General features: G+C 68.4%; 10 protein-coding genes. 6 read left to right on the forward strand and 4 right to left on the reverse strand.

What is annotated here, in order from left to right:
• Positions 1-22: 22 nt before the first annotated feature.
• From SSPS47_RS27520 to SSPS47_RS27530, 3 genes are all read right to left on the reverse strand, one after another.
• Positions 23-703, reverse strand: a complete 681-nt coding sequence (locus tag SSPS47_RS27520; RefSeq protein WP_164253305.1) for a hypothetical protein — start codon at positions 701-703, stop codon at positions 23-25.
• Entirely contained in the window at positions 703-1011 is a 309-nt protein-coding gene (locus SSPS47_RS27525; RefSeq protein WP_023421641.1) for a DUF6112 family protein, read from the reverse strand. Before SSPS47_RS27525 ends, SSPS47_RS27520 begins: the two co-directional genes overlap by 1 nt.
• Before the next feature lie 88 nt (positions 1012-1099).
• Complete coding sequence (locus tag SSPS47_RS27530; RefSeq protein ID WP_164253306.1) at positions 1100-2245, reverse strand: C40 family peptidase; 1146 nt, start codon at positions 2243-2245, stop codon at positions 1100-1102.
• Positions 2246-2825: 580 nt separating this feature from the next.
• On the opposite strand from SSPS47_RS27530, the gene SSPS47_RS27535 reads away from it, so the two are divergent.
• A complete protein-coding gene (locus tag SSPS47_RS27535) occupies positions 2826-3572 on the forward strand; it encodes a site-specific DNA-methyltransferase (RefSeq protein ID WP_030882221.1) in 747 nt (248 codons plus the stop codon).
• Positions 3573-3670: 98 nt separating this feature from the next.
• On the opposite strand, the gene SSPS47_RS27540 is transcribed toward SSPS47_RS27535, so the two are convergent.
• Positions 3671-4606, reverse strand: a complete 936-nt coding sequence (locus SSPS47_RS27540) for a DUF5655 domain-containing protein (RefSeq protein WP_164253307.1) — start codon at positions 4604-4606, stop codon at positions 3671-3673.
• 380 nt (positions 4607-4986) lie between these two features.
• On the opposite strand from SSPS47_RS27540, the gene SSPS47_RS27545 reads away from it, so the two are divergent.
• The 5 genes from SSPS47_RS27545 (at position 4987) to SSPS47_RS27565 (ending at position 23959) form a co-directional block, all read left to right on the forward strand.
• The gene (locus SSPS47_RS27545; RefSeq protein ID WP_239065075.1) at positions 4987-6162 is read left to right on the forward strand and encodes a serine/threonine-protein kinase; all 1176 of its coding nucleotides are present in this window, start codon (positions 4987-4989) and stop codon (positions 6160-6162) included.
• 106 nt (positions 6163-6268) lie between these two features.
• The gene (locus SSPS47_RS27550; protein WP_164253309.1) at positions 6269-9445 is read left to right on the forward strand and encodes a DEAD/DEAH box helicase; all 3177 of its coding nucleotides are present in this window, start codon (positions 6269-6271) and stop codon (positions 9443-9445) included.
• Positions 9442-14940 carry a hypothetical protein gene (locus tag SSPS47_RS27555; RefSeq protein ID WP_164253310.1) on the forward strand — a complete coding sequence of 1833 codons (5499 nt, stop codon included), beginning with the start codon at positions 9442-9444 and terminating at the stop codon, positions 14938-14940. Before SSPS47_RS27550 ends, SSPS47_RS27555 begins: the two co-directional genes overlap by 4 nt.
• Positions 14937-21650 carry a DEAD/DEAH box helicase gene (locus SSPS47_RS27560; protein WP_164253311.1) on the forward strand — a complete coding sequence of 2238 codons (6714 nt, stop codon included), beginning with the start codon at positions 14937-14939 and terminating at the stop codon, positions 21648-21650. Before SSPS47_RS27555 ends, SSPS47_RS27560 begins: the two co-directional genes overlap by 4 nt.
• Positions 21647-23959, forward strand: coding sequence for a UvrD-helicase domain-containing protein (locus tag SSPS47_RS27565; protein ID WP_164253312.1), 2313 nt, complete (start codon positions 21647-21649; stop codon positions 23957-23959). The genes SSPS47_RS27560 and SSPS47_RS27565 overlap by 4 nt, the downstream gene beginning before the upstream one ends.
• Positions 23960-24039 lie beyond the last annotated feature (80 nt).

The following is a 24039-nucleotide window of genomic DNA, read 5'->3' on the forward strand; positions in this document are numbered from 1 at the left end:
TACCTCCGTTCTGGGGCGAGGGTCAGGGGGCGACGGACGGCATGACGCCGACCAGGGCGCATGGGTGGTCGGGCCGGCACTGGACCGCGAGGGTGGTGGAACGGCTCTCCGCGCCGCCGGCGGCCGAGCCCTTCCAGCGAATCGACTGCTTGCCGGAGACCGTGACGGCGTAGACGTACGCCTGGGTGATCGCCCCGGGGTCGTCCTGGAGGGCCTGGGTGAAGGCGTGCGGGAAGTGGCCCTCGTTGATCTTGGCGGTGGCGACCTGCTTGTTGGCGGCCATCTCCTTCCACAGCACGGCCGAGGGGACCGCCTGGTCGACGGAGGCCGGGTCGGCGTACTTCGACTCCGTGGTCAGCCAGTCGCGCAGCGCCTTGCGCAGTTCGGGCTGCGAGTACGCGCGGGTGTCGTACGACCACAGCGCTGCTGCGGCGGCCTTGCCGTACGTGATCGGGTCGTGGGTTTTCGGCGGAACGGGGAGAGCGCGGGGCCGAGCGTGCGGCCCAGACGGTGCCGCGGACGGCGGGGACGCCGTGGGCGAACTCGGCGGTGGCGCCGCAGTGTCGGAGGGGCTTCGGCCCTCGCGGGTGAGGTAAGCGGCCAGGCCGGCGAGGGCGACGAGGACCGCCAGGACGGCAGTGCCGAGCAGCGCCCGGCGGCGCACGCGAGATGCGCCGCCGGGGTGGGTGGAGTGCTGAGCCATCAGTGGACCTGCGTCCCGAGCGTCGAGAAGAAGGCCACCACGCCGTTGGCCGCGCCGAGCAGAAGGGCCGCGCCCGCGCTCACCAGCACGCCCTTCTTCCCGTTCGCCTCGGCCTGGTGACCGCCCGAGTGGTGACCCCAGGCCCACACGCCCGCGCTGACGGCGAGGGCGCCGACCACGGCGATGAGCCCGAAGAGGTTGATCGAGCCCATCACCTGCTTGAGGACGTTGAGGCCCGGAAGCCCGCCCTCGTTCGGCTTGATTCCGGGGTCGTAGGCGAGCTGTATGACCTGGTCAGCGAGATATATGGGAACTCCAGTTCGAATAAGCGCACGCCAAAGCCCGGCGGGGCGAACCAGCGGTGCGAGGGGAGGTGAGGAGGGGGAGGAGCGCCGGTCAGACGACTCGGCGGGCCGCGAGAATCCGCGATTTCCAGGACGCGACGGTGGTGATCCGTACGACGTCGCCCGTGTGCGGGGCGTGGACGATCAGGCCCTGGCCGATCGCCATCCCGACGTGTTCCGGTACGGCGGCCGTCCCCTCGGTGAAGAGGAGGTCGCCCGGCTTGAGGGCATCGACCGAGACGGCCTTGCCGTCCTTGACCTGCGTGTACGTGGTCCGCGTCAGGGTGACCCCGGCTGCCTTGTACGCGCCCTGCATCAGGGAGGAGCAGTCGCAGCGGCCCATCGGGTTCTTGCCGTGGGAGTCGGCGCACGTGCCGCCCCACTGATACGGCGTGCCGAGCTGACCGAGCGCCCACCGGATCGCCGTCTGCACCTTCGGCGGCGCGGAGGCGGGGATCTTGTACTCGTCCGGCAACGCGCCCGCCGGGATGGTGCCGAAGTCCGTCCCGTCACCGTCCGCCCAACAACCCCCCGCGGAATCGAGAGAAGGGCTGCCGGTGTCGGCAGAACCGGACGGCGACGGGCTCGGCGATGCACCGCCGGCCTCCCGCAGCAAGGGCTCGATGGCCTTCTGCAGCGCGGTGGCCAGCGGCTCCCACTTGGCGTACGCCTCGGGGAAGCCCGACTTCTGCACCGCCTGGGCGGCCTGGGTGACAGAGAGGGACTGCCAGCCGGAGACCTTCTTGAGCCGCTCGTAGAACTTCGTCGAGGCGTGCACCGGGTCAAGGATCTGGCGGGCCGTGCCCCAGCCCATCGACGGCCGCTGCTGGAAGAGACCCAGCGAATCGCGGTCGCCGTAGGTCAGGTTTCGCAGGCCGCTCTCCTGCAGAGCGGTCGCCAGGGCGACGACCTGCCCTCGGGCGGGGATGTTCATCGCGACGCCCGTGGCCTGGATCGTCTTGGCGTTGGGCACCTGGTCGGCAGGAGCGCCCAGGCCCGGCACGGAGACCGAGCCCTTGTCGCCGCCGTCCAGGATGGCCTTCACCTGCTTGGCGACGGCGGAGGTGTCCACACCTTGTGCACCGCCGGTCGAGCACGAGGCCGAGGCGGTCCCGGCGCCGATGCCGAGAATCGGCAGTGCCAGCAGGAGTGGTCCGGTGGCGCACAGACCGACGAGGGCTCCCGTCGTCTTCTTCACGACCGCCGCCGTTCAGCACGACGGCGGTGCGGACCAGTCGACGGAGGTGGGCCGGGGCGCGGGTGTGTCAGGGCATGCTGCATCGCAGCGGCTCCTTGGTGTTCGTAGGAGGCGCGGTGCCGACTTCTCGTGCAAAGCCGTCGGCACCGCGCCGATGTGCATCCGCCTCTCGGCGGGCCCGGGTCAGAAGAGTTGGTAGCTCCAGGACGCCGGTTTCAGGTCACGCGCGGCAGCCAGCCGCGCTCGTAATCTCAGGCAATGCACGTGGGCCTCCTCATGGCGCTCGCGGGCGGATGGGCAACATGCCTCCGACGCTGCCCGATTGGACGAGACAGCACGGATAAGCACAGCTCAACGGGGGTGGAGCAAGGCTCCTTCCCGGTGGCACGGCGAGACAGTAGACCGGGATTCCGGCCGCACCAAACGACTGCCCTCCAGGGGCTCGAAGCTGGGAACCACCTCGTTAGGCGCGGCCGGAATTCGCCGTTAACATCCGCTGCAACCTCGCACCGGATGCGCGCCGTTGAGCGCTGCCCGGAGCAGGTCCAGACTCCGCCGCGCCCGAAGAGAGGCCCTCCCCATGAGCTACACGCTGCACCGAGGCGACGCCCTGACCGTCCTGAAGTCCCTCCCGGACGAGAGCGTCCAGGCGGTGATCACCGACCCGCCGTACAACTCCGGAGGCCGCACCAGCTCCGATCGAACCGGCCGCACCGCTCGCGCCAAGTACGTCACGAGCAACTCGGCGCACGACCTCGCCAACTTCCCCGGCGAGAACCGCGACCAGCGCTCCTACCGCTCCTGGCTCACCGAGCTGCTCACCGAGGCGTACCGGGCCTCGACCGAGCACGCGGTCGCGATGGTCTTCACCGACTGGCGACAGGAGCCGACCACCTCAGACGCCCTCCAGATGGCGGGGTGGACCTGGAGCGGCACAATTCCGTGGATCAAGCCGTCCAGCCGGCCCCGCAAGGGCGGGCCCAAGCAGGACTCGGAGTTCATCATCTGGGGCGTCAAGGGCTCCCTCGACAACACCCGCGATCTCTACCTGCCGGGGCACTACATCGCCTCCCAGCCCCGCAAGGGCCGGGTTCACATCACCCAGAAGCCGGTCGAGGTCATGCAGCAGCTCGTCCAGGTCTGCCCCGAGGGTGGCACCGTCCTTGACCCGTTCACCGGCAGCGGCTCCACCGGGGTCGCGGCCCTGCGCGAGGGGCGCCGCTTCGTGGGCGTCGAGCTGTCCGCGCACTACGCGGACGTCGCCGAGGAGCGGCTGCGGGCCGAACTGACGAAGGGCGACTTCGAGCTGGCCGGACCGGAGGCATGAGCGTGAGAGCGGAGAGAGGCCAGGGCCGGCGGCCCACAGACGCCAGAGGGCGGCTGATGCATCGACTAACCGATGCACCAGCCGCCCCTCCTGTTACGTCAGGCCGCCTCGAACGCCCGCCGGATCAGCGGCGCCGCCTTCTCCAAGTCGGCTGCCGAGACGACGCGGGCCTCCAGGTCGCCGGTCCCGAGGTGTCCGATACCGCGCATGTCCCGGGTGAAGCCCTCCTCCAACTTGACCGTGTCCGGGTCGAGTCTGAGGTACACCAGGATCGCCTCGTGCTTCGGACGGAAGATCACCGACGCCACGTTCGCCAACCGCCGGTAGGCGATGTAGTGCCGCAGGGACGCCACCTCCACCTCGCCCCATGCCGTGAGCGCCTCGTCCAGTTCCGCGTACAGGTCCCGCAGGCACTCCGGCACCACTCCTCCACCCGCAGGCGGAGAGACCGTCGGAGCCGTCGGCACGCTGTCCGCCACGGGTGCCCGCTCCCGGCCCCGGCGAGACGAGGCAGCGCTCGGGAAGCCGGTCGCGGAGTCCACGAGCAGCAGCCCCAGCAGGCCACCGTCGAAGATCCGGTAGCGCACCAGGTCGATCCGCTCGGGCAACCGCTGCACCGCCACCCGGTCGTGGTGCGAGAAGCCCGCCGCGATGCAGATCATCCGCGGACGACGCCAGTCGACGGACTCGGCGGCCTCCGCCCCCAGCACCTTCCGCACAAGCGCCTCGAACTCGTGGTGCGCCGACTCCAGCCAGGACAGGTAGGAGACCGCCTGGGACATCACCCCGCTGTCCGAGCCCTTCTTGAACTCGATCACCACCGGGCTGCCGTTCTCATCGAGCCCCAGGGTGTCGATCCGCCCCCGGTGCCAGGGGCCAGTCGGATACTCCGATGCCAGGAAACGGACGCCCAGCATCTGCTCCAGGCCGGCCTCGACCCGCCGCTGCAGCTCCACCTCCAGCGCCACCGTCGAACCGGCCAGCTCGACGTCCCGGCCGTCGGCATCGAGCCGGAACAGCTTCAGGTCGATCACCAGCGTCCCCCTCTGCGCGATCTCTACAGGAGGAGCAAGTGAAACCGGGCACGTGACTATTCCGGCTAGGCTTTTGAACCTCTTCCGCCGTCGCCCCTCGGGAGAGACCGTGCAGTCCTGTTGGCCCTGACATGCGATATGGGGCGGAGCGGGGCGAAACTCCCTGCATCCATGGCCAGCTTTCGGATTCGAGCCCGGGAGCTGGTTCCGGCCGATGCGATCAGTTCCTCCCATGCGAGCCGATCAGTAGGCTGTAGCGGTCATTCGTCGGTTTCCTGGCCCATGGTGCTTTGCTTCTTCCACGGCAGAGTGGGGGCACGCGCCGTGCGAAGCTGGTCTTTAACTGGGGGAGTCGGGGGTGAGCGGTGAGCGGCGCGTCTATGCCATCGCGTATCGGTCCGTACCTGGTCGAGCGGCAGCTCGGCGCGGGCGGGATGGGGGAGGTATACCTCGCCTACTCGGTCGCGGGGGAACCGGTCGCCGTGAAGGTGATCCGGCCCGACCGCACGGATCCGCATACTCGCGCCCGCTTCGAACGTGAGGCGACCATGGCGCGCACGATCTCGGGAACGGGCCGTGTGGCCCGTTTCATTGAGGCGGATCCGTTCGCCGAGCAGCCTTGGCTGGCCATGGACTACGTTCCGGGCCGTCCGCTCTCCGATGTCGTGAAGGACCAGGGTCCGCTGTCTACGCCACTCGTGGCGAGCCTCGGCGCGCTGCTGGCCGAGGGGCTGGCCGCTGTTCACGCCGCGGGTCTGGTGCACCGCGACCTGAAGGCGCAGAACGTCGTCCTCGGTGACTTCGGTCCGGTGATCATCGACTTCGGTCTGGGCGCCTTTGTAGGGGCGTCCAATGGGTCGCTCACGCAGGCCGGCATGGTCATCGGCACGGTGCGTTGCATGCCGCCCGAGCAGGCCCTGGGTGAGCTGGACGTGACGCAGGCCGCTGACGTGTACGGCCTGGGCACGGTCCTTCTGTACGCGGCGACCGGGCACTATCCGTACGACGGCGCCCGGTGGGAGGCGGTGGCCGCTCAAGTGGTCAACGCAGAGATCGGCCCCGACCTGTCTGGACTGCCTGCCGAACTGACCCCCGTCGTATCGGCCATGCTGGCGCACAGGGCGGAGGACCGCCCCTCTCTGGAGGAGGTGACCCGGCAGTGTGCCGATCTGCTGCGTCTACTGGGTACGAGTCCGGCCCGGGCACGGCGCGCTCTGATTCAGGAGACGACGCCGAAGGACCATCCCACGATGGTGCTGCCTCAGCCTGACACGCCCATGCTGGACCGGCTCGACTCGCTGGAGAGGCTGCTGCGCGAGGAGTCGTCGTCCCCGGCGGAGAACGTCCCCGCCTCGTCGTCCGACCGTGAATCCAGCCCGGACGCTTCGGCCGAGAGCGACGTCGCAAGCTCGCTCGTGTCCGTGCAGGAGCCCCCCAGCGAACGCCCGGCCGAACCCGCGCCGAAGAAGGGCCGTCCCCCTGCTTCCCGGCGGGTCGCTGACGAGCTGCGCAAGCGCTACGCGATGGGACCGGCACTCGCCTGGTCGAAGCGCTGAACCGCTCTTCCTCACCTTTCGCCGACGGGGCCGGTCCAGGGCGATACAAAGGGTGGGCAGCAGCACACCGCACATCACGAGCACACAGTCCACAGAGGAGCACCACGTGACCACGGCGATGCAGCCCGAGGTTCCTGAGGCGCGCGACGCCGATGCGGCGCGGTCGGCATTTCCGGCCGGTACGAAGCCGACCTTCGCTCCCGGCGCCCAGGTGCGCATCCGCCACGAGCAGTGGCTCGTGAAGTCCGTCGACGAGTCCCTCGATGGACTGATGGTCGAGGTCAGCGGGGTGTCCTCGTTCGTCCGTGGCACGGACGCGGTGTTCTACTCCGGCCTTGACCAGATCGACGTACTCGATCCGCGCAAGACCCGGCTCATGCCCGACGACACCTCCAGGCACGCCAAGGCCCGCCTGTATCTGGAGGCGGTCATCCGCAAGACTGCGCTGCCTCAGACTGAGCACGGCATCGCGCTCGCCGACTCCTTCCTCATGGATCGGCAGGAGCACCAGCTGCGCCCCGCCGAGCTGGCGCTGTCCATGCGCAACCCGCAGCCCCGGCTGCTGATCGCCGACGTGGTCGGGCTGGGCAAGACGCTGGAGATCGGCATCACACTCTCGGAGCTGATCCGGCGCGGGCGCGGCGAGCGCATCCTCGTGGTCACGCCCGCCCATGTGTTGGAGCAGTTCCAGCGCGAGCTGTGGACCCGTTTCGCCTTGCCGCTGGTGCGCCTGGACTCCACCGGCATTCAGCGCATCCAGCAGGAGATCCCGGCGGGCCGGAACCCGTTCGCTCACTTCAAGCGCGTCATCGTGTCCGTCGACACCCTCAAGTCGGCGACGTACTCCCACCACCTGGAGAACATCACCTGGGATGCGGTGGTCATCGACGAGTCGCACAACCTCGTGAACAAGGGCACCCGCAACAACCGCCTGGCCCGACGCCTCGCCGAGCAGACCGATGCGCTGATCCTGGCCTCCGCAACTCCGCACAACGGTGACGCCGAATCCTTCGCCGAGCTGATCGGGATGCTCGATCCGTCGGCGATCGCCGACGCCAAGAACTACAAGGTCGCCGACCTCGATCACCTCTACATCAGGCGTACCAAGACCGACCGCGAGGTACGCGACGGCCTCAAGGGCAAGCCCTGGGCCGAGCGCGGCCCCTCCTTGCCGGTACAGGCTCCGGCGACGGCGAAGGAGATCGTCGTCCTGGAGAAACTCGCGAGCGAGTGGACCCCGGGAGACCCGAACCGTTCGTCGGTCTGCGCCGATCCGCTGGTCGGCTACAACTTCCTGAAGGCCTTCCTCTCGTCCCACGTCGCCCTGCGGAAGTCCCTCACCGCTCGCCGCACCTACCTGGACAACCCCAAGAGCGGCATGGTGAAGGGCAAGGACGGCAAGAAGGCGGACTCCCCTGAGCGTCGCGCCGCCCTGGCGGCCGAGGGCAGGGCCCTCGCAGAGTTGGAGTCACTGGTCGCGGACTTTACCGACCAGGACTCCGCCAAGCTCGACGCACTCGTTCGCACGCTGAAGGACGACCTCGGCGTCGGCCCGCACTCAGAGCGCCGCGTCGTGATCTTCTCCGAGCGGGTCCACACCTTGGACTGGCTGGCCCGGGAGGTGCCGGCCCGCCTCGGCTTCAAGAAGAAGAACCTGGCCAAGCCCGACGCGACGCGTCCCTGGAAGGCGTACGACGGCGTCGTCGAGGTCATGCACGGCGACACCACCAACGACCAGCAACAGCGGGAGATCGTCGACCGCTTCGGCAGGCGCGAGGAGCCGGTGCGGTTGCTGTTCACCGGTGACATCGCCTCCGAGGGCGTCAACCTGCACCACCAGTGCCACGACCTCATCCACTACGACCTGCCCTGGTCCCTCATCCGCATCGAGCAGCGCAACGGACGTATCGACCGTTACGGGCAGGCGGTCAGCCCCGAGTTCCGAGCGCTCACCCTCACCGCCGACGTGCCCTGGCGGCGCGACGAGGAGAGCGGCGAGATGCTCACGCTCGACGACCGGCTCGTCGGCACCCGTCTGTTGCGCCGCGAGGCCCAGGCACACGAGATCGAGACCGGCGAGGGCAGTGCCGAGGCCGTTACCGGCCTCTACAACGACAAGAAGGAAGAAGACCGCCTCACCTACGACCTCATCAAGGGAGGCACCGTCGAACGCTCCATCAAGCAGTCCCAGCAGGAGTCCGGCGGGGTCCTCGCGGGGTTGCTCGCCGGCGCCAACGCACGGCTCGCCGACCCGACGGCCACTCCGGCCACCCTCGGCACGGCCGCGGTGCCAGAGGCCGACGTTCCCCACGTGTTCGCCGATACCAAGGCGTACTTCCACACAGCCGTGGACCTTATCTACCCACAGGCCGAGCGCGAGGCCCTCGCCTGGAAGCCCGAGACGGCGGGCGGCCGCATCGAGTTCACTCCGCCCGACGACCTGCAGTACCGCTTCCGGGAGCTGCCGAAGTCGTACCTGGAGCAGGAGAAGATCCTCACGACGCCCAAGTACGACGGCACGCTGCGTCTCACCTTCGACAAGCAGTACGCCGCCGACCGCCTGGAGGCCGCCCGCAACGCCAAGCAGGGCAAGACCGACGAGCCCACGTCCCAGTGGCCCAATGTCTCTTATGTCTCAGACATCCACCCGGTGCTTGACTGGGTGACGGACAAGGTCCTTGCCAAGCTCAAGTACGACGAGGCGTTCGTCCTCGCCTACCAGCCAGACACCGCCAAGGCCAAACGGATCGACGCCGCTCTGCCCGCGGCCCTGACCGGCCCGGTCTATCTGCTCCAGGGCGTCTACTCCAACGTGGCGGGCAAGCCAACGGTTGTGGAGTGGATGGCTGTCACCGGTCTCGCCGAGGCCGCTCCTCGCGTGTGGCGCATGGACTCGGCGTTCCTCGCCGCCTGCGGCGTGGGCCCCGACATGCCCGGCCGCGCCCAGCCCATCGACCGCGACCTCCTCCAGGAACTCGTCCCCGCGGCCGTCGACGCCGCCGAGACCCACCTGCGTGAACGCCGTGCCGACTACGACAAGCAGGTCGACTCCTACCTGGCCCCGTACGAGGACCGGGTACAGGTCTGGGAGCAGGGCGCCCTGATCGCCGTCGGCAACCAGGAGCGCCGCCGCAAGCAGGTGTCCGACACTGCCAAGCGCCGCCGCGACCTCGTACGCCGTCTGCGGACCGACGGGGACCCGATGCTGCGGGTCCTCGGCGTCCTCGAACCCCTCCACCCCACCACCGTCACCGCCGCACACGCCGAGGAGTCCGCGCGATGAGCTACACCTACGACTCCTTCGCCAACCGCGGCGAATACCTTTCTGCCCACTACTTCAGTGAGGAGCTGGAGAACACCCTCAAGAAGAGCAAGGCCGGCGACGAGGGCCTGTTCACCCTGTGGACCAGCCGTGAGACCGACCCTCACGACCCGCAGCCCACCCCGCGCGAAGTCCTCCCCCGGCTCCGCGGTGAGTACCTGTCCACCGTGCGCCCCTTCTTGGCCGCCCGCGCCCAGCAGGAAGAACTCGGCAGCACCTACGACGACCCCACGGGCGAGTGGCCCGAGCGCATCACCACCTGGCACACCGCCGTCCTCAAGGCCCTCGGTTACGACGGTGACCGGCCCGAGCCGATCACCGTGCACAACGCGGGCAAGGAGTACGAACTCCGGGTCGCCTGGCACGGAGACGGCATCCTCGCCGTCGACTGCGGCTGGACCGCCAAGCTTGACGACGCCCTCGACCCCGACGAGGCCGGACAGCTCCTCCACCCCCTCAAGACCGCCGACGGCGTCCTCGAAGTCGGCGAGAAGCTGGCGGGCTGGCTCTTCCAGAGCGAACTGCACGAGCCCGGCGGCGACACGCCCCGATTCGTCCTGCTGCTCTGCGGCGGCGTACTCGTCCTCGCCGACCGCAACTCCTGGGCCGAAGGCCGCTATCTTGCTGCCAGCCTGGATGCGGCCCTCGCCCGCAACGACACGGCGAAGGCCGGCGAACTCGCCCTCCTCGCCGCCCTCTACTCCCATGACATGCTCGCGCCCCGCCCCGACGGCAAGGGTCGCCGAATTGACGACCTGCTGAAGGCGTCCCGTGACAACGCCGTCGGCGTCAACTCCGAGCTGCGCAAGGGGCTCCAGCACTCGGTCGAGATCATCGCGAACGAGGTGCTCGCCCGCCTGCGTGAGGCGGAGGTCGAGCCGCGGGAGATCGAGGACCTCAAGAAGGGCCCGTTCGCCAAGCAGCTCACCCGCGAGTCGCTGCGCTACCTCTACCGCATCCTCTTCCTCCTGTACGCCGAAGCGCGCCCCGAGCTGGGCATCCTGCCCGCCGACGACTCGACGTACCAGACCGGGTACTCGATCGCCCGGTTGCGCGAACTGGTGGCGCGCGAGCGAAAGCTGGTCGAGGAGGACAGCCGGATCGGCTTCCACCTCTACGCCTCCCTCGACGTCCTCTTCAACAAGGTCAACTACGGCCACCGCCCGCACGGCACCGAAACAGACGACGACAAGCCCGCCGAGGAACGCAGCGAACTACGCGGCCTGCGCTTTGAGCCGCTCCGCAGCGAACTGTTCAACCCCAAGGCGATCACCCTCATTGGCCGCCGCATCCTCCACCCCCACTGGGACGAGGACGGGGACGAGCCGCCGCGGTGGCTGGACCTGCGGCTGCGCAACGACGCGTTGCACCAGGTGCTACGTCTGCTGACCATGAAGGAGGCTGGCCAGAAGGGCCGACAGGGCGGCTTCATCTCCTATCGCAACCTCGGCATCAACCAGCTCGGCGCCGTCTACGAGGGCCTGATGTCCTACACCGGCATCATTGCCAAGGACGAGCTGGCCGAGGTCGCCAAGCCCGGCGCGAAGAAGGGCGGCAAGCAGTACGGTGACCCGGAGAAGGGGTCCTGGCTCATCCCCGCCGACCGGCTGAAGCTCTACGAGGAGAACACGTACGTCGTGTACTCCGCCCAGGACGCCGAACAGTACGGTCTGCGCGGCCCCAAGAAGTACGCCAAGGGCACGTTTGTGTACCGGCTGGCTGGCCGTGACCGCGAGACGTCCGCCTCGTACTACACCCCTGAGTCTCTTACGAAGGTCACCGTCGAGCTGGCCCTCAAGCACCGCCTCGACCAGGAAAAGGACGCCGACGGCAACACCGTCCAGACTCGCGCGAGCGAGCTACTGCGCTACACGATCTGCGAACCGGCCCTGGGATCTGGTGCGTTCCTCAATGAGGCGATCAACCAGGTCGCCAAGGAGTACCTGAAGCGCCGTCAGGATGAACTGGGCGTCAGCTTGGATACATCGAAGACGCTCGATGCCGAGCAGAAGGTGAAGGCGTACATCGCCCTTCACAACGCGTTCGGCATCGACCTCAACGCGACGGGCGTGGAGCTTGCGGAGGTCTCGCTGTGGCTAAACACCATGCACCCCGGCATGCGTGCGCCATGGTTCGGACTGCATCTGAGGCGGGGCAACTCGCTTATCGGTGCGCGGCGTTGGGTGTATGAGGCCGAGCGCATCAAGAAGGAGCGGACGATCGGCGCTCAGACGCCGACCAAGCTGCCGTTCAGGGCGGCTGAGGATGGCGCGGAGCAGTTGTTGCCGGATGGGGCTGTGCATCAGTTCCTTGTGCCGACGCCTGGGTGGGGTGCCATCGTCGGGGCGAGCGGGGACGCGAAGAAGTTGGTAGAGCAGCTTGCCGGGACGCAGGTGGAGCAGCTGAAGGCGTGGAAGAACAGCATCAAGGCAAAGCCCAAGGCGACAGGTGGCAAGGGCAGCCAGCTCGCCCGGTTGCAGGCAGCGGCAACTCGCGTCGAGTTCCTGTGGAAGCTGGTCGCCAAGCGCATGGAGCTGAGCGAGCGAGAGATCGCCCGCACCATCGATGTGTGGGGGACGGATCGCGAGGACGACACGGAGGAGTACGCCTTCCTCCGCCGCGACAAGCAGACCCCTGACCAGGGCCTGCCGCTGAGCAAGGAGCAGGTTTTCAAGGACCTCTTCACGGCGGAGGGCTCCCCATACTGGCGGCTCAAGCAGGTCATGGACGCGTGGTGCGCGCTGTGGTTCTGGCCGCTGGAGAAGGTGGGGCTGCTCGATGGGTCCGATGCGGAGTACGACACGGCCGCGGTGGTGACGGCGCAGGCAGGGGCCGACCTGGACATGTTGCTGTCGTCGGTGGCCGGGTCGACGGTGGAGGTCGCGGAGCGCACGCCCGAGCCATCGCCTGTGCCGCAGTTCCTTGAGCCTGGCCTGCTGTTCACCATGGACGGCGACCAGATTTCCCTGGGTGAGGCTGAGAACGACGACGAGGCCGGGAAGAAGGAGGCCAAGAAGAAGCGCGCCTCCTCCGCTCCCAAGAAGCCCAGTGGATCGGCACGCCGCCGCGATGTCATTCCGCTGGCGGACGTGGACGACTGGATTGCCTTCCTGGAGTCCATGCTTGGCACGGGACCGGTGCCGGAGGAAACCTTCGCCACGACGGTCGACTCCCTGGACGAGCTGAAGAAGCTCGAAGACCTGATCCAGGCAGAGATGGGCATGGACGACGCCCGCAAGGCGGTGGAGACGCGGTATCCGTGGATGCGAGTTGTCCGCGACATCGCCGAGGAACAGGGTTTCCTTCACTGGGAGTTGGACTTCGCTGGTGTCTTCACCGGTAAGGCGGGAGGCTTCGACCTTCAGGTGGGTAACCCACCGTGGGTGCGGCCGGAATGGAAAGAGAATCCAGTACTCGCGGAGTACGAGCCGTGGTTCATGCTCACGGAGAAGCCCAAGGCGGAGGACAAGAACCGGCGGCGGGAGGCCGAACTCGCGCGCGACGAGGTACAGGAGTACCTGCTCGGCGAGATGACAAACACGGTGACGACGGCGTCGTACCTGGCGGCGTCACCGGTGTACCCACTCGTGGCAGGCACTCGGCCCGATCTGTATCGGGCGTTCATGTGTGAGATTTGGGACCACGCTGGGCGTGGCGGGACGGCTGGGATGGTGCACCCTGACACCCACTTCGCGGGGGACAAGGAGGCCTCGCTGCGGGCAGCGGCGTACCGGCGGCTACGCGTGCACGGTGACTTCGTCAATGCAGGCAACCGCTTCTTCCCGCCGCCGGTGGGGCGGTCCAGTCACTTCGGCGTGCACATCTACGGGGCCCAAGGGGAGATCTCCTTCGACTCGTTGTCATGGCTCTTCACGGTCGACGCGCTTCGGTTGTCCGCCTCTGCCGAGAACGTCGGCACCGACCCCGGCGTCAAGTACAACGGAGACTGGGACGAACGCCCCCACCCGAAGCGGGTCGTCCGTGTGACCCCCGGCACCCTCAAGCGTTGGCAGAAACTCGCCGGTGATGAAGGGCCCCTGGAGCACACACGCCTGCTCACACCGGTGAGCACAGCGGAGGACACGGCGATCGACGCGCTGGGGGCCTATCCCCTGCGCCTCGGCATGCCGAAGCTCAGAGTTTCCGTCGGATTCGATGAAGGTGCTTCTAAGAAGGCGCAGTTCGGCCCGGAGAAAGACCAGCGACTCATCGACTACAACACGGGAATCAACGGCCAGGACGACTACCAGGCGACAGCTTGGAGCGACGTCATTCTCAAGGGGCCGCAAATCGGCGTTGCGAACCCGATGTACAAGCAGCCCAGCCAGGGCAGCGGAGAGGTATGCGGCCTCGACCCGAAGGCGCTCGTGGACGACGCGGTACCCGAGTCCGAGTACCGGCGCGTGGCACCGCACGCCGTGTTCGTGGGCGAACAGGACAGGTGGACCGACTGGGAGAAGTACGAGGCGCTGCTCGCGTCGCCGGAGGAGTGGGCACAGGCCCGGCTGCAGCTCGCGGAGAGGCGTGAGGTGCAGCCGGAGGAGATCGAGGACGAGCAGGTCAAGAAGCTCCTGCTGGCCAAGGCCAGTAGGCCATACACCCATTACTACCGAATCGCTTGGCGAAGGATGATCGCGCCTGATACCGAACGCAGTCTCTACGTCGCGTTGCTGCCACCTGGGGTAACGCACATCGACGGTATGTGTAGTGCTTCGGTTAGTGACCGTCGTAAAGATGTCTTGAACGCTGGTCTGTGGGCGGGAATCCCAAGCGATTACTTGCTACGTACAAGTGGTGACAGTCACCTCAATCCCGCTCGGGCTGCAGGCATGCCTGCAGCACATGTTGACCACCCCCTAGCCCCCGCCCTCCTCCTCCGTACCCTCCGTCTGAACGTCCTCACCGCCGCCTACGCCGACCTCTGGGCAGAGCTCTACGACCCCAAGTGGCCCGGCTACGAGCCTTGGGCGATCAACTGGCCCAACCTCAAGACCGAGCTGCGCAACGTCACCCCCACCTGGCAGCGCGACACCCCTCTCCGTACCGAGTACGCCCGCCGCGCCGCCCTCGTCGAGATCGATGCCCTCGTCGCCGTATGGCTCGGCATCGATGCGAACACGCTCATCGCCATGTACCGGGCCCGTTTCCCGATCATGCAGGACTTCGACCGGGTGACCTGGTTCGACGCCGAGGAGCGGAAGATCGCCGGAGACCGGTACACATACGGCTTCGACCAGACCAAGGACCACTGGACCCAGTTCGAGGAATACCGCGAGGCCTACGACAAGGACCCGCACACCGACACTCCCGTCCCCGATGGCTACACCGCCCCCTTCTACAAGGCCAACCGAGAACGCGAAATGCGCCAAGCCCACGCCTACTTCAAGCAGCGCCTCGATGAAGCCGTAGCCAAGGGTCTGTGGGACCCGGAGAAGATGGAGGTCCCGACCCCGTGAGGCCGACCCTCGAAGCACAGGGACTCAAGGAGAGCCTGCTCCAGTACCTGTCCACGACGTACGGTCTGGCGGACGAGGGTGCCCGAAAGGCCCTGAACGCCTTCCTCGGGGACGAGACGACGGGCATGTTCCGCGGCCCGTACCTCCGCCTGCGTACCCCGTTCACCCCGGCCGACGACGGCTGGCAGCAGCACCTGGACTGGGTACGTACCGACGGTTGGACGCCGTACGCCCACCAGGCCCGCGCCTTCGCCCGGCTCACCTCCAAGGACGGCCACACACCCCAGCCCACGCTCGTCACCACAGGCACCGGTTCCGGCAAGACCGAGTCGTTCCTCTACCCCGTACTCGATCACTGCGCCCGCGAGCGCGCGGCCGGGAACAACGGGGTCAAGGCGGTCTTCCTCTACCCGATGAACGCCCTGGCCACCGACCAGGCGGCCCGTATCAACGATCTGCTCACCGATTACGACGAGTTGAGCGGTGTTCGCGCCGGCCTGTACATCGGGGAGAAGGCGGCGACGCACTATGACCGGGTCTACACCCGCCGCCAGGACATGCAGCTGTCCCCGCCGGACATCCTGATTACCAACTACAAGATGCTCGACCTGCTGCTCCAGCGCGCGGCCGACGCACCGCTGTGGGACGGCAGCGACATCCGCTACGTGGTTGTCGACGAGTTCCACACGTACGACGGCGCGCAGGGCACCGACGTCGCCATGCTGCTGCGCCGTCTCGCCATCGCCGTCGATGCCAACCGGCCCGGCACGCCGCTCGGCTTGATCACCCCTGTCGCCACCTCCGCGACCCTCGCCTCCGGCACCGATGAGGACGGGGTACAGCAACTCCTCTCCGTGGCCACCAACGTCTTCGGCACAGAGTTCACCGAGGACGCGATCGTCGGCGAGGACCGGCTGACGGTCGACGAGTTCATCCTGGGTGAGGACGAGTCGATCCCGGACGCGAGATTCCTTCCCGGCCAGGCCACGCCCCCCGAGACCCTGACCGCTCTGCCAGACCCGGCATCCGGCCCCGAAGAGCTCGCGGACCTCGCCGAGGCTGTCACCGGAAGCCGTGTCACCGACCCGGTCGCCCTCGGTGCCGCGCTCAAGCGCAACCGGCTCACGTACGCGGTCCTGAACGCCTTCGACGGCACGGTGCGCACGTACGACGAGGTGCTCGACGTGATGCGCCGCAGTGGTGCGAAGAGCTGGGACGAGGCGATCACGACGCGGCCGCAGATCGCCGCGCTGGCCCTCGCCCGCTTCGTGGCCCTGCTGTCCGTGGCGCGCGACCCGGACGCGCCGGCCGCGCTCAGCCGCCCCTTCGTCCAGATCGAGGTGCACCAGTGGGCGCGGTCCGTCACCCGCATGCTGCGTGGCGTACTGCCGTGGCCGAAGGCCGAGTTCGCGTGGGACACAGCGGGGGCGCAGAGCCAGTCGCGTACGACGCCGGACACCACCACCTCCCGCGACACCAAGATCTTCCTGCCCGCGGTGTACTGCCGTGAGTGCGGGCGTTCCGGTTGGTCGGTCCTCGCCCCCGAGTCGGACTTCGAGGAGCTGAACTTCGAGGCCCACAAGATCCGTCGGGCCACCGTCACCGCGGAGAAGGCGAAGGTGCGCACCCTGGTGGCGGCCACCGACAACGAGGCCCGCGAGGGCAACGGCCGTACCGCCATGGATCCGGCGGCGCAGAAGTCGCTGACCACCGGCGGCGCGGGCGTGCTCATGGTGCTCGACGGCCTGTGCCAGCGCCTGCGACTGCCCGACCCCCAGGGCGACTACGACGACGAGGGCAACCCGGCGCCCGGCGGCACCGACTCCGCCTTCGTCCTCGTCCAGCTCGGCGACACCGCGGAACGGGCCGCCAAGGACGACTGGTGCCCGGCCTGCGGTACGCACAACGCGATCCGCTTCGTCGGTACGGGTGCCGCCGCGCTGGCCGCCGCGTCCGTCACCCAGCTGTTCACCGGCGGGGAGATGGACAAGGAGCAGCGTGAGACGAAGACACTGATGTTCAACGACTCGGTGCAGGACGCTGCGCACCGGGCCGGGTTCGTCGCCTCCCGCTCGTACACCTTCTCTCTGCGGGCTGTGTTCACCAAGCACCTGAGCGAGCAGCGGCCCAGCGCGCTCAACGACCTCGTCGCCGATGTCGTCGCGGCCACGACCGACCGTGAGACGCTCGCCGCCGTTGTCCCGCCGGACCTGCACGACGACACGGGTGTGGCGCGCCTGCTGTCCGGCCAAGGACGCGGCGGGGACAAGAAGACCTGGGACCTGATTGGTGAACGGTTCGCGTTCGAGGCCGTGATGGAGTTCGGGCACCGCTCCCGCAACGGCCGTACCCTCGAACTGACCCGTACCTCAGCCGCCTGGGTGGACGTCCCCGACGAGCAGGCGGCCGTGGCGCTCGTGCGCGCCGCTCATGAGGAGGCCGCCCACCGCGGGTTGACGCTTACCGAGCACGATGACGCCCGCTATCTGGCTTTTCTGCGCGGCCTGTTGGAGCGGCTGCGTACGCGTGGGGCGGTTGGGCACCAGTGGCTGGAGAAGTTCCTCGACGAGGCGGGCACCAGCCGTTACTTCATCTGGGGAGGCCGCCCGCGCGGCATGAAAGCCTTCCCCAAGGGGGTCTCCGCACCGAGCTTCCTGCTCGCGCGGCCCAAGCCGAGCAGCGAGTTCGACTTCGCCGCCGGACGTCTGTCCTGGTACCAGACCTGGGCCCAGCGTTGCCTCGACATGACCCGTGAGCAGGCCGACGAGTTCTGGGTGCGGCTGCTGCCCCGGCTCACTGACGCTGGGCTGCTCGCTGCGCGCACCCCGAGCGACACGGCCGCCCGTCTGTACGGCCTTCAACCGGGCGCCATCCGGCTGCAGTTGCTGACCGACGCGCAGGTCAACGAGGCGTATGTGCGCTGCCCGAAGTGCTTCTGGGAGCAGACCGTCCACCCCTCGCTGCTGGCGCAGTACCACGGGCAGCCCTGCCAGGCGTATCGCTGCACGACCGGGCGGCTGGTCGCGGGGGACCGGTGGCTGGAGACCGTGGACCGGCACGACCGGGACCGCGACTACCGCGACGACTACTACCGCAGCCTGTATCGGCGAGCGGGTACCTATCAGGTCATCACTGCCGAGCACACCGGTCTGCTCTCCCGCGGCAAGCGTGAACGCGTCGAGGACGCCTTCCGCAACGGCGAGGGGTTCAACGATCCCAACGTGCTGTCCTGCACGCCCACCCTGGAGATGGGCATCGACATCGGCGACCTGTCCGCCGTCGTCCTCGGTGCCCTGCCACGCCGCCCGGCCAACTACGCCCAGCAGGCGGGCCGGGCCGGACGCCGTACCGGTAACGCCTTCCTGCTGACCATCCCCGACCGCAAGCGCCGCGACCTGTACTTCCTCGACCGGCCACGGGACATGATCGACGGACGGATCGTGCCGCCGGGCTCGTATCTGTCGGCCATCGAGATCCTGCGCCGGCAGTACACCGCCCACCTCCTCGATCTCGCCGCGCGCGGACGGCTGCTGCGCGAGGACGGCAGGCCGCTGGCCGCGCTGTCGCGGCGGGTTGACGAACTCTTCGGCCCCTCCGGCTACCTCGCCGACTTCACGGACGCCGCCCTCGCCCACGGCGAGCAACTCGTCGCGGGCTTCCTCGCCCTGTTCCCGACCGGTGTGAGCGACACCGCCAAGGAGGAGTTGGAGAAGTACGCGGTCCGCGGCATCCGCAGCGCGATTGAGAAGGCCGAGCGGGAGTGGGAGCGTGAGAACCAGAAGCTGCGCACCCGTATCCGTACGATCCGTTCCGCGATCGACGAGCTCAAGGACGGCGACGACGAACAGGCGGACACGAAGGCGGAGTTGGAGGCCGAACTCGGCGCCCTCTCCAAGCAGGGTGCCACGCGCCAGCGCCAGCCCTCGCAGACCGTGCTGTGCGACCTCGGCCTGCTGCCCAACTACGCCCTCATCGACGCCACGACCACCCTCGAAGCCACCGTCTTCTGGCCCGAGGGCACCACACCGGAAGGCCGGCCCCGCTACAAGTCGAAGTCGTTCTCCTACGGGCGACCGCGCGGCTTCGCCCTGTCCGAACTCGCCCCCGGCAACACCTTCTACGCCGAGGGCTACAAGCACCGGATCACCGGCATCGACATCGTCACCGGCCGGGACCAGGACTGGCGCCACTGGCGCTTCTGCCCCTCGTGCGGCTACGTCCGCACCGAGAACGCCGAGAACGACATCACGCCCTGCCCGCGCTGCGGGGAGGCGGGCATCGCCGACTCCGGCAGCCTGTGGCAGATCGTCCAGCCCAGCGTGGTGACGGCCCGCGACAAGCGGGAGGACGCCAGGATCGGCGACGAGAGCGACGACCGTGACCGCCGCTTCTACACCGTCGTCGACATGGTCGACATCCACCCCGACCACTTCGCCAAGGGCAAGTCCTGGCGGCACACCAAAGAGATCTTCGGCGTCGACTACACCCGCCGTGCCGTCATCCGCCGTATCAACACCGGACCGCTCAGCATCGGCGCCCAAGAGAACGACCAGCTCGCCGGAAAGCCGGTGCGCATCGCCCCCTTCCACGTGTGCACCGCCTGCGGAGCAGCGAGCGCAGACGGGCGACCCGTCTTCGACGACGACCGGGACGCCGTCGACAACTCCGCCAACCGTCAGCGCGAACTCAAGCACCACACCCCCTGGTGCCCGCTGCGGCGCGGCAAGAAGGGCGTACCCCAGGAACCGGTCCTGCTCGCCCACGAGTTGGAGACCGAGGCGCTGCGCATCCTGTTGCCGGCCGCGACCGTCCTCGTCGAGGAGAAGGTCCACTCCTTCCAGGCGGCCCTGCGCCTGGGCGTGGACGGCGCCTTCGGCGGCGACCCGCAGCACCTCGCCACCACCCTCGCCACCATGCCGGACCGTGACACCGCGGAGACACGACACTTCCTGGTCCTGTACGACCGCCTCCCGCACGGCACCGGCTACCTCGACCGGCTCACCGACCCCGCGGCCTTCCGTCAGGTGCTGGAGGGCGCGCGCCGGCTGCTCGTGGAGTGCCCCTGCAACGAGGAGGGCGGACCGGCCTGCCACCGCTGCCTGTACCTCTACGCCGACGAGCAGTACATCGAGCGCGTGTCCCGCCAGGCCGCCTTGGAGATCCTCGACGAACTCCTCGGCACCGACACCGACGCCTGGGACACCAAGAAGGTCGGCAACACCGATCAGATCGGTCTGGACGGACAGGTCGAGTCCGATCTGGAGGCACGCTTCCTCAAGGCCCTGCGCGGGTGGGTCGGACAGCGCGGCGACGCCGTGCTGGAGGAGAGCGGCGACAACAGCGCCTATCTGCGTCTCGACGAAGTCGGCACCGTGCACGGCTGGCGTCTGACCGCCCAGCGCAACGAGGGTTACACCCGTACCGACTTCACCTTCGAACGCGTCGACGGCCCCAAGCAGAAGATCACCGTCTATCTCGACGGACACCGCTTCCACGCCTCCCGTCGGCACAACCGGCTTGCCGGCGATGCCGACAAGCGCAACCGGCTCCGGGCCGAGGGACGTGCCGTCTTCCAGCTCACCTGGGACGACCTCGACGCCTTCGAGCGGCAGACGAACACGGCCGAGTCCGGCGCGGGGCGGGAGGCGGCCGAGCCGGTGTGGCCGCCGTACCCGCGCAGTGCCCAGGACCTCGCCAAGCAGCTCTTCGCCGACCGTGGCGGCGACGACCTCGCGGCAACTGCCTTCACCGACCCGATGACCATGCTCCTCGCCTACCTCCGCAGCCCGGACGACGCGGCCTGGGGCCAGCGGGCATCAGCCATGGTCGGCGGGCTCCTCGGGACCGGCCAGGAGATCCTCGTCGGCAACGGCACCCCCGACCAGACGTGCCAGACGCTCAGCGGGCTCCTCGACGCCTGGGGCCGCACCGACGGCATCGACCCGGCGCCCGTCCAGGGCACCGGCACGCTCAACCTGTTCCAGACCTGCGACCAGTCCGGTCTCCCCGTCGCCTTCCTCGTGGATGCGGCCACCGGCCACTGGTCCGCCCTGGCCTGCCTCGACGACACCGCGCTCGACCAGCTCGGCACGCCCGAACACAAGGCGCGCTGGCGCGCCTGGCTTCAGTGGTCCAACATCCTGCAATTCCTTGCCCACGACGGCGGCGACGGCATTCAACTCACCACAGCCACCGCCGTGCGCTTCGACATCTCGGTCCTCAAGGCATTTGGCGGCCTTGGTGAACTCGAATCCCTCGTCGTGCGGTACGGCACCGGCACACCCGCGCCGCAGCCCGTACCCGCAGAGGCCTCCAACGAGACTCCCCTCGAAGCAGCGGTGCGGGATCTGCTGTGGGACCAGGAGATCCTCGAATACCTCGACGAGGACGAACCCGACGCCCCCCTCACCCGCCTCGCCCACGTCTTGGCCGACGGCGGCAAGAAGGCCCCCGCTTACGGCTACGAGCTCGGCGAACGCGGCTGGCTCGCCGACTTCGTCTGGGACCACGGCACCCCGCAGATCGCCGTCATGGCCGAGCCGTACGACCAGGAGGACGAGGAAAGCGACAAGACCTGGAGTGCTTATCGCGACGCCGGGTTCACCATCCGCTCGGCCGACGACTGGCTCGCCGATCTCGATGCTCTGTTGAGCGTGCTCCCCGACGCCGCCGCCCGTCCCGACTCCGAAGAACAGAGTGCCTCACGATGACCGCACGCCTGAGCCTCTACCAGAAGGCCGAGAACGAGCTCTACAAGATGGACTCGTCGGTCAAGACGAAGTTCTACGACTTCTGCCACCAGTTCCGTATCGACCCGGATCACCCCAGCCTCGACCTCAAGCCTCTCAAGGGCGACGGCCGGATCTTCCGAGCCAAGATCGACCGTTCGTACCGGGCGCTGCTGGCCCGGGCGGGGGTCGGCGCCGACGGTGTCCAGCAGTGGCTGATCGTTGCCGTCCGCCACCGCAAGGACGTCTACGAAGAACTCACCGTCGCCATCAACCGGATCACGGGCGAGATCGAGTTCGTCGACCTCGGCGTCGTCGGTCAGAGCGTCCTCCAGCGCGCGGGACTCCAACTCACGCCGGCCCAGGACGAGCACACGGCACCGGTCGAGCCCACGCCCGCCCCCGTCGTGACGCCGCAACCGACCGCCCCCGCCGAACCGCTCCTCACCGGCTGCACCCCCGAGGACCTGCGCCGGCTCGGTGTCGCCGACGCCCTCATCGGCCCGGCCCTCGCCGTCACGACCGACGAGGAATTCGACCAGCTCATCGCCGGCGCCCCGCGCCTGACCGCCGAGGTCCTCACCGGCCTCGGCTCCGGCATGTCCGTCGACGAGGTCGAGCGTGAGATCACCGAGCCTGCCTCCACCGAGCTCGAACCGGGCTTCGAGAACGACATGGCGGCGGCCCTCACCCGTACCGCGGTCACCACGGTCGACGACGACATCCGCAATGTGCTGGCCGAGGGCGACTTCCGAGCCTGGAAGGTCTACCTCCACCCCACCCAGCGCAAGATCGTCGAACGGAACTACAGCGGCCCCGGCCGGGTCAGCGGCGGCCCCGGCACCGGCAAGACCATCGTCGCCCTGCACCGGGTCGCCCGCCTCGCCGCGGCTCTCCCGCCCGGCCACGGCAAGCCGATCCTGCTGACCACGTACACCAAGAACCTCACCGCCGACCTGCGCTCCCGGCTCACCTCGCTCATGGACCCGGCGCTGCTCGGCCGCGTCGACATCAAGCACATCGACCAGCTCGCCCAGAGTGTCCTCAACGAGAACACTGCGCCCGGCGCGCAGCGCAGCCTGATCACCGACGACCGGGCGCTGGACGTGCTGCGCGAGGTCCTCTTCGAGCACGACGAGCAGCGCTGGGACGCCGAGTTCCTCTTCGATGAATGGGAGCAGATCGTCCTCGGCCAGTCCCTCGGTACCCGTCAGGACTACTTCAAGGCCCGTCGCGCCGGTATGGGCCGCCCCCTCAACCGCCCCGAACGCGCCGTCGTCTGGAAACTGCTCGACCAGTTCGCCCTGCGCCTCAACGGCATGGGCCGGGAGACCTGGGCCCAGGCCGCCGAGCGCGCGGCGCGGTACGAGATGGAACGCGCCCGCAAGATCCAGACGAGAGCCGAACGCAAGGCGGACATCGGCGGCGGCGACCTGGCCCACCTCGACGACAACAGCTCCGCGATGCGCTACCTGCGTCACCGCTACCGTCACATCGTCGTCGACGAGGCCCAGGACCTCAGCCCCGCCCACTGGAAGATGCTGCGCGCCATGGTCGCCTCCGGCCCTGACGACCTGTTCATCGCCAGCGACACCCACCAGCGGATCTACGACCGGCAAGTCACCCTTTCCACCGTCGGCATCAACATCCGCGGTGGCCGCTCCTCGAAACTGACGCTGAGCTACCGCACCACCCAGGAGATCCTCGACCAGGCCGCCAAGGTCGTCCGTGGGGGCACCTACGACGACCTCGACGACGGCACCGACACCCTCGACGGCTACCACTCCCTGCTGCACGGCCCCGCCCCCGAGTACGTCGCCTGCGCAGACTGGACCGACGAGATCACGCAGCTCGCCGAAGCCCTCAAACAGTGGCGCGCCGACATCACCCAGCCCACCGAGGACGGCACCGTACGCGACCCCAGCGGCACCATGGCCGTCTGCGTCGCCGACGGCGACATGGCCGGCCGCGTCGCCGCCGACCTGGAGACGAAGCACGGCATCACCACAGCGACCCTCACCAAGGACGGACCGCAGGGCGGCGGCGAGGTCCACATCGGAACGATGCACCGATTCAAGGGACTTGAGTACCAGAAGCTCGCGATCATCGGCGCGAGCGACGGCATCCTCCCGCGCACCGCTGTCGTCGAGAAGTACGAGACGACCGACCCCAAGCGGTACGAACGCGAACTCAAGAAGAGCCGCAATCAGCTCTTCGTCGCAACCACCCGAGCCCGCGACGCATTGCGCATCTCCTGGCACGGCAGGTCTAGTCCGTTCCTGCCGTTGTAGGCCGAGTCGGACTCTGTGCCGCTGCGACCACCGCCATGGGTCAGCGCCGCTGTGACTGATCCGTGCACAACCCGGACAGG

The sequence above is a fragment of the Streptomyces sp. S4.7 genome, assembly GCF_010384365.1.
Lineage (GTDB): Bacteria > Actinomycetota > Actinomycetes > Streptomycetales > Streptomycetaceae > Streptomyces.

Excerpts from the sequence above, each read along its gene's own strand:
- SSPS47_RS27520 (WP_164253305.1), bottom strand. The coding sequence starts at position 703 with ATGGCTCAGCACTCCACCCACCCCGGCGGCGCATCTCGCGTGCGCCGC.
- SSPS47_RS27535 (WP_030882221.1), top strand. The coding sequence starts at position 2,826 with ATGAGCTACACGCTGCACCGAGGCGACGCCCTGACCGTCCTGAAGTCC.
- SSPS47_RS27545 (WP_239065075.1), top strand. The coding sequence starts at position 4,987 with ATGCCATCGCGTATCGGTCCGTACCTGGTCGAGCGGCAGCTCGGCGCG.
- SSPS47_RS27555 (WP_164253310.1), top strand. The coding sequence starts at position 9,442 with ATGAGCTACACCTACGACTCCTTCGCCAACCGCGGCGAATACCTTTCT.
- SSPS47_RS27565 (WP_164253312.1), top strand. The coding sequence starts at position 21,647 with ATGACCGCACGCCTGAGCCTCTACCAGAAGGCCGAGAACGAGCTCTAC.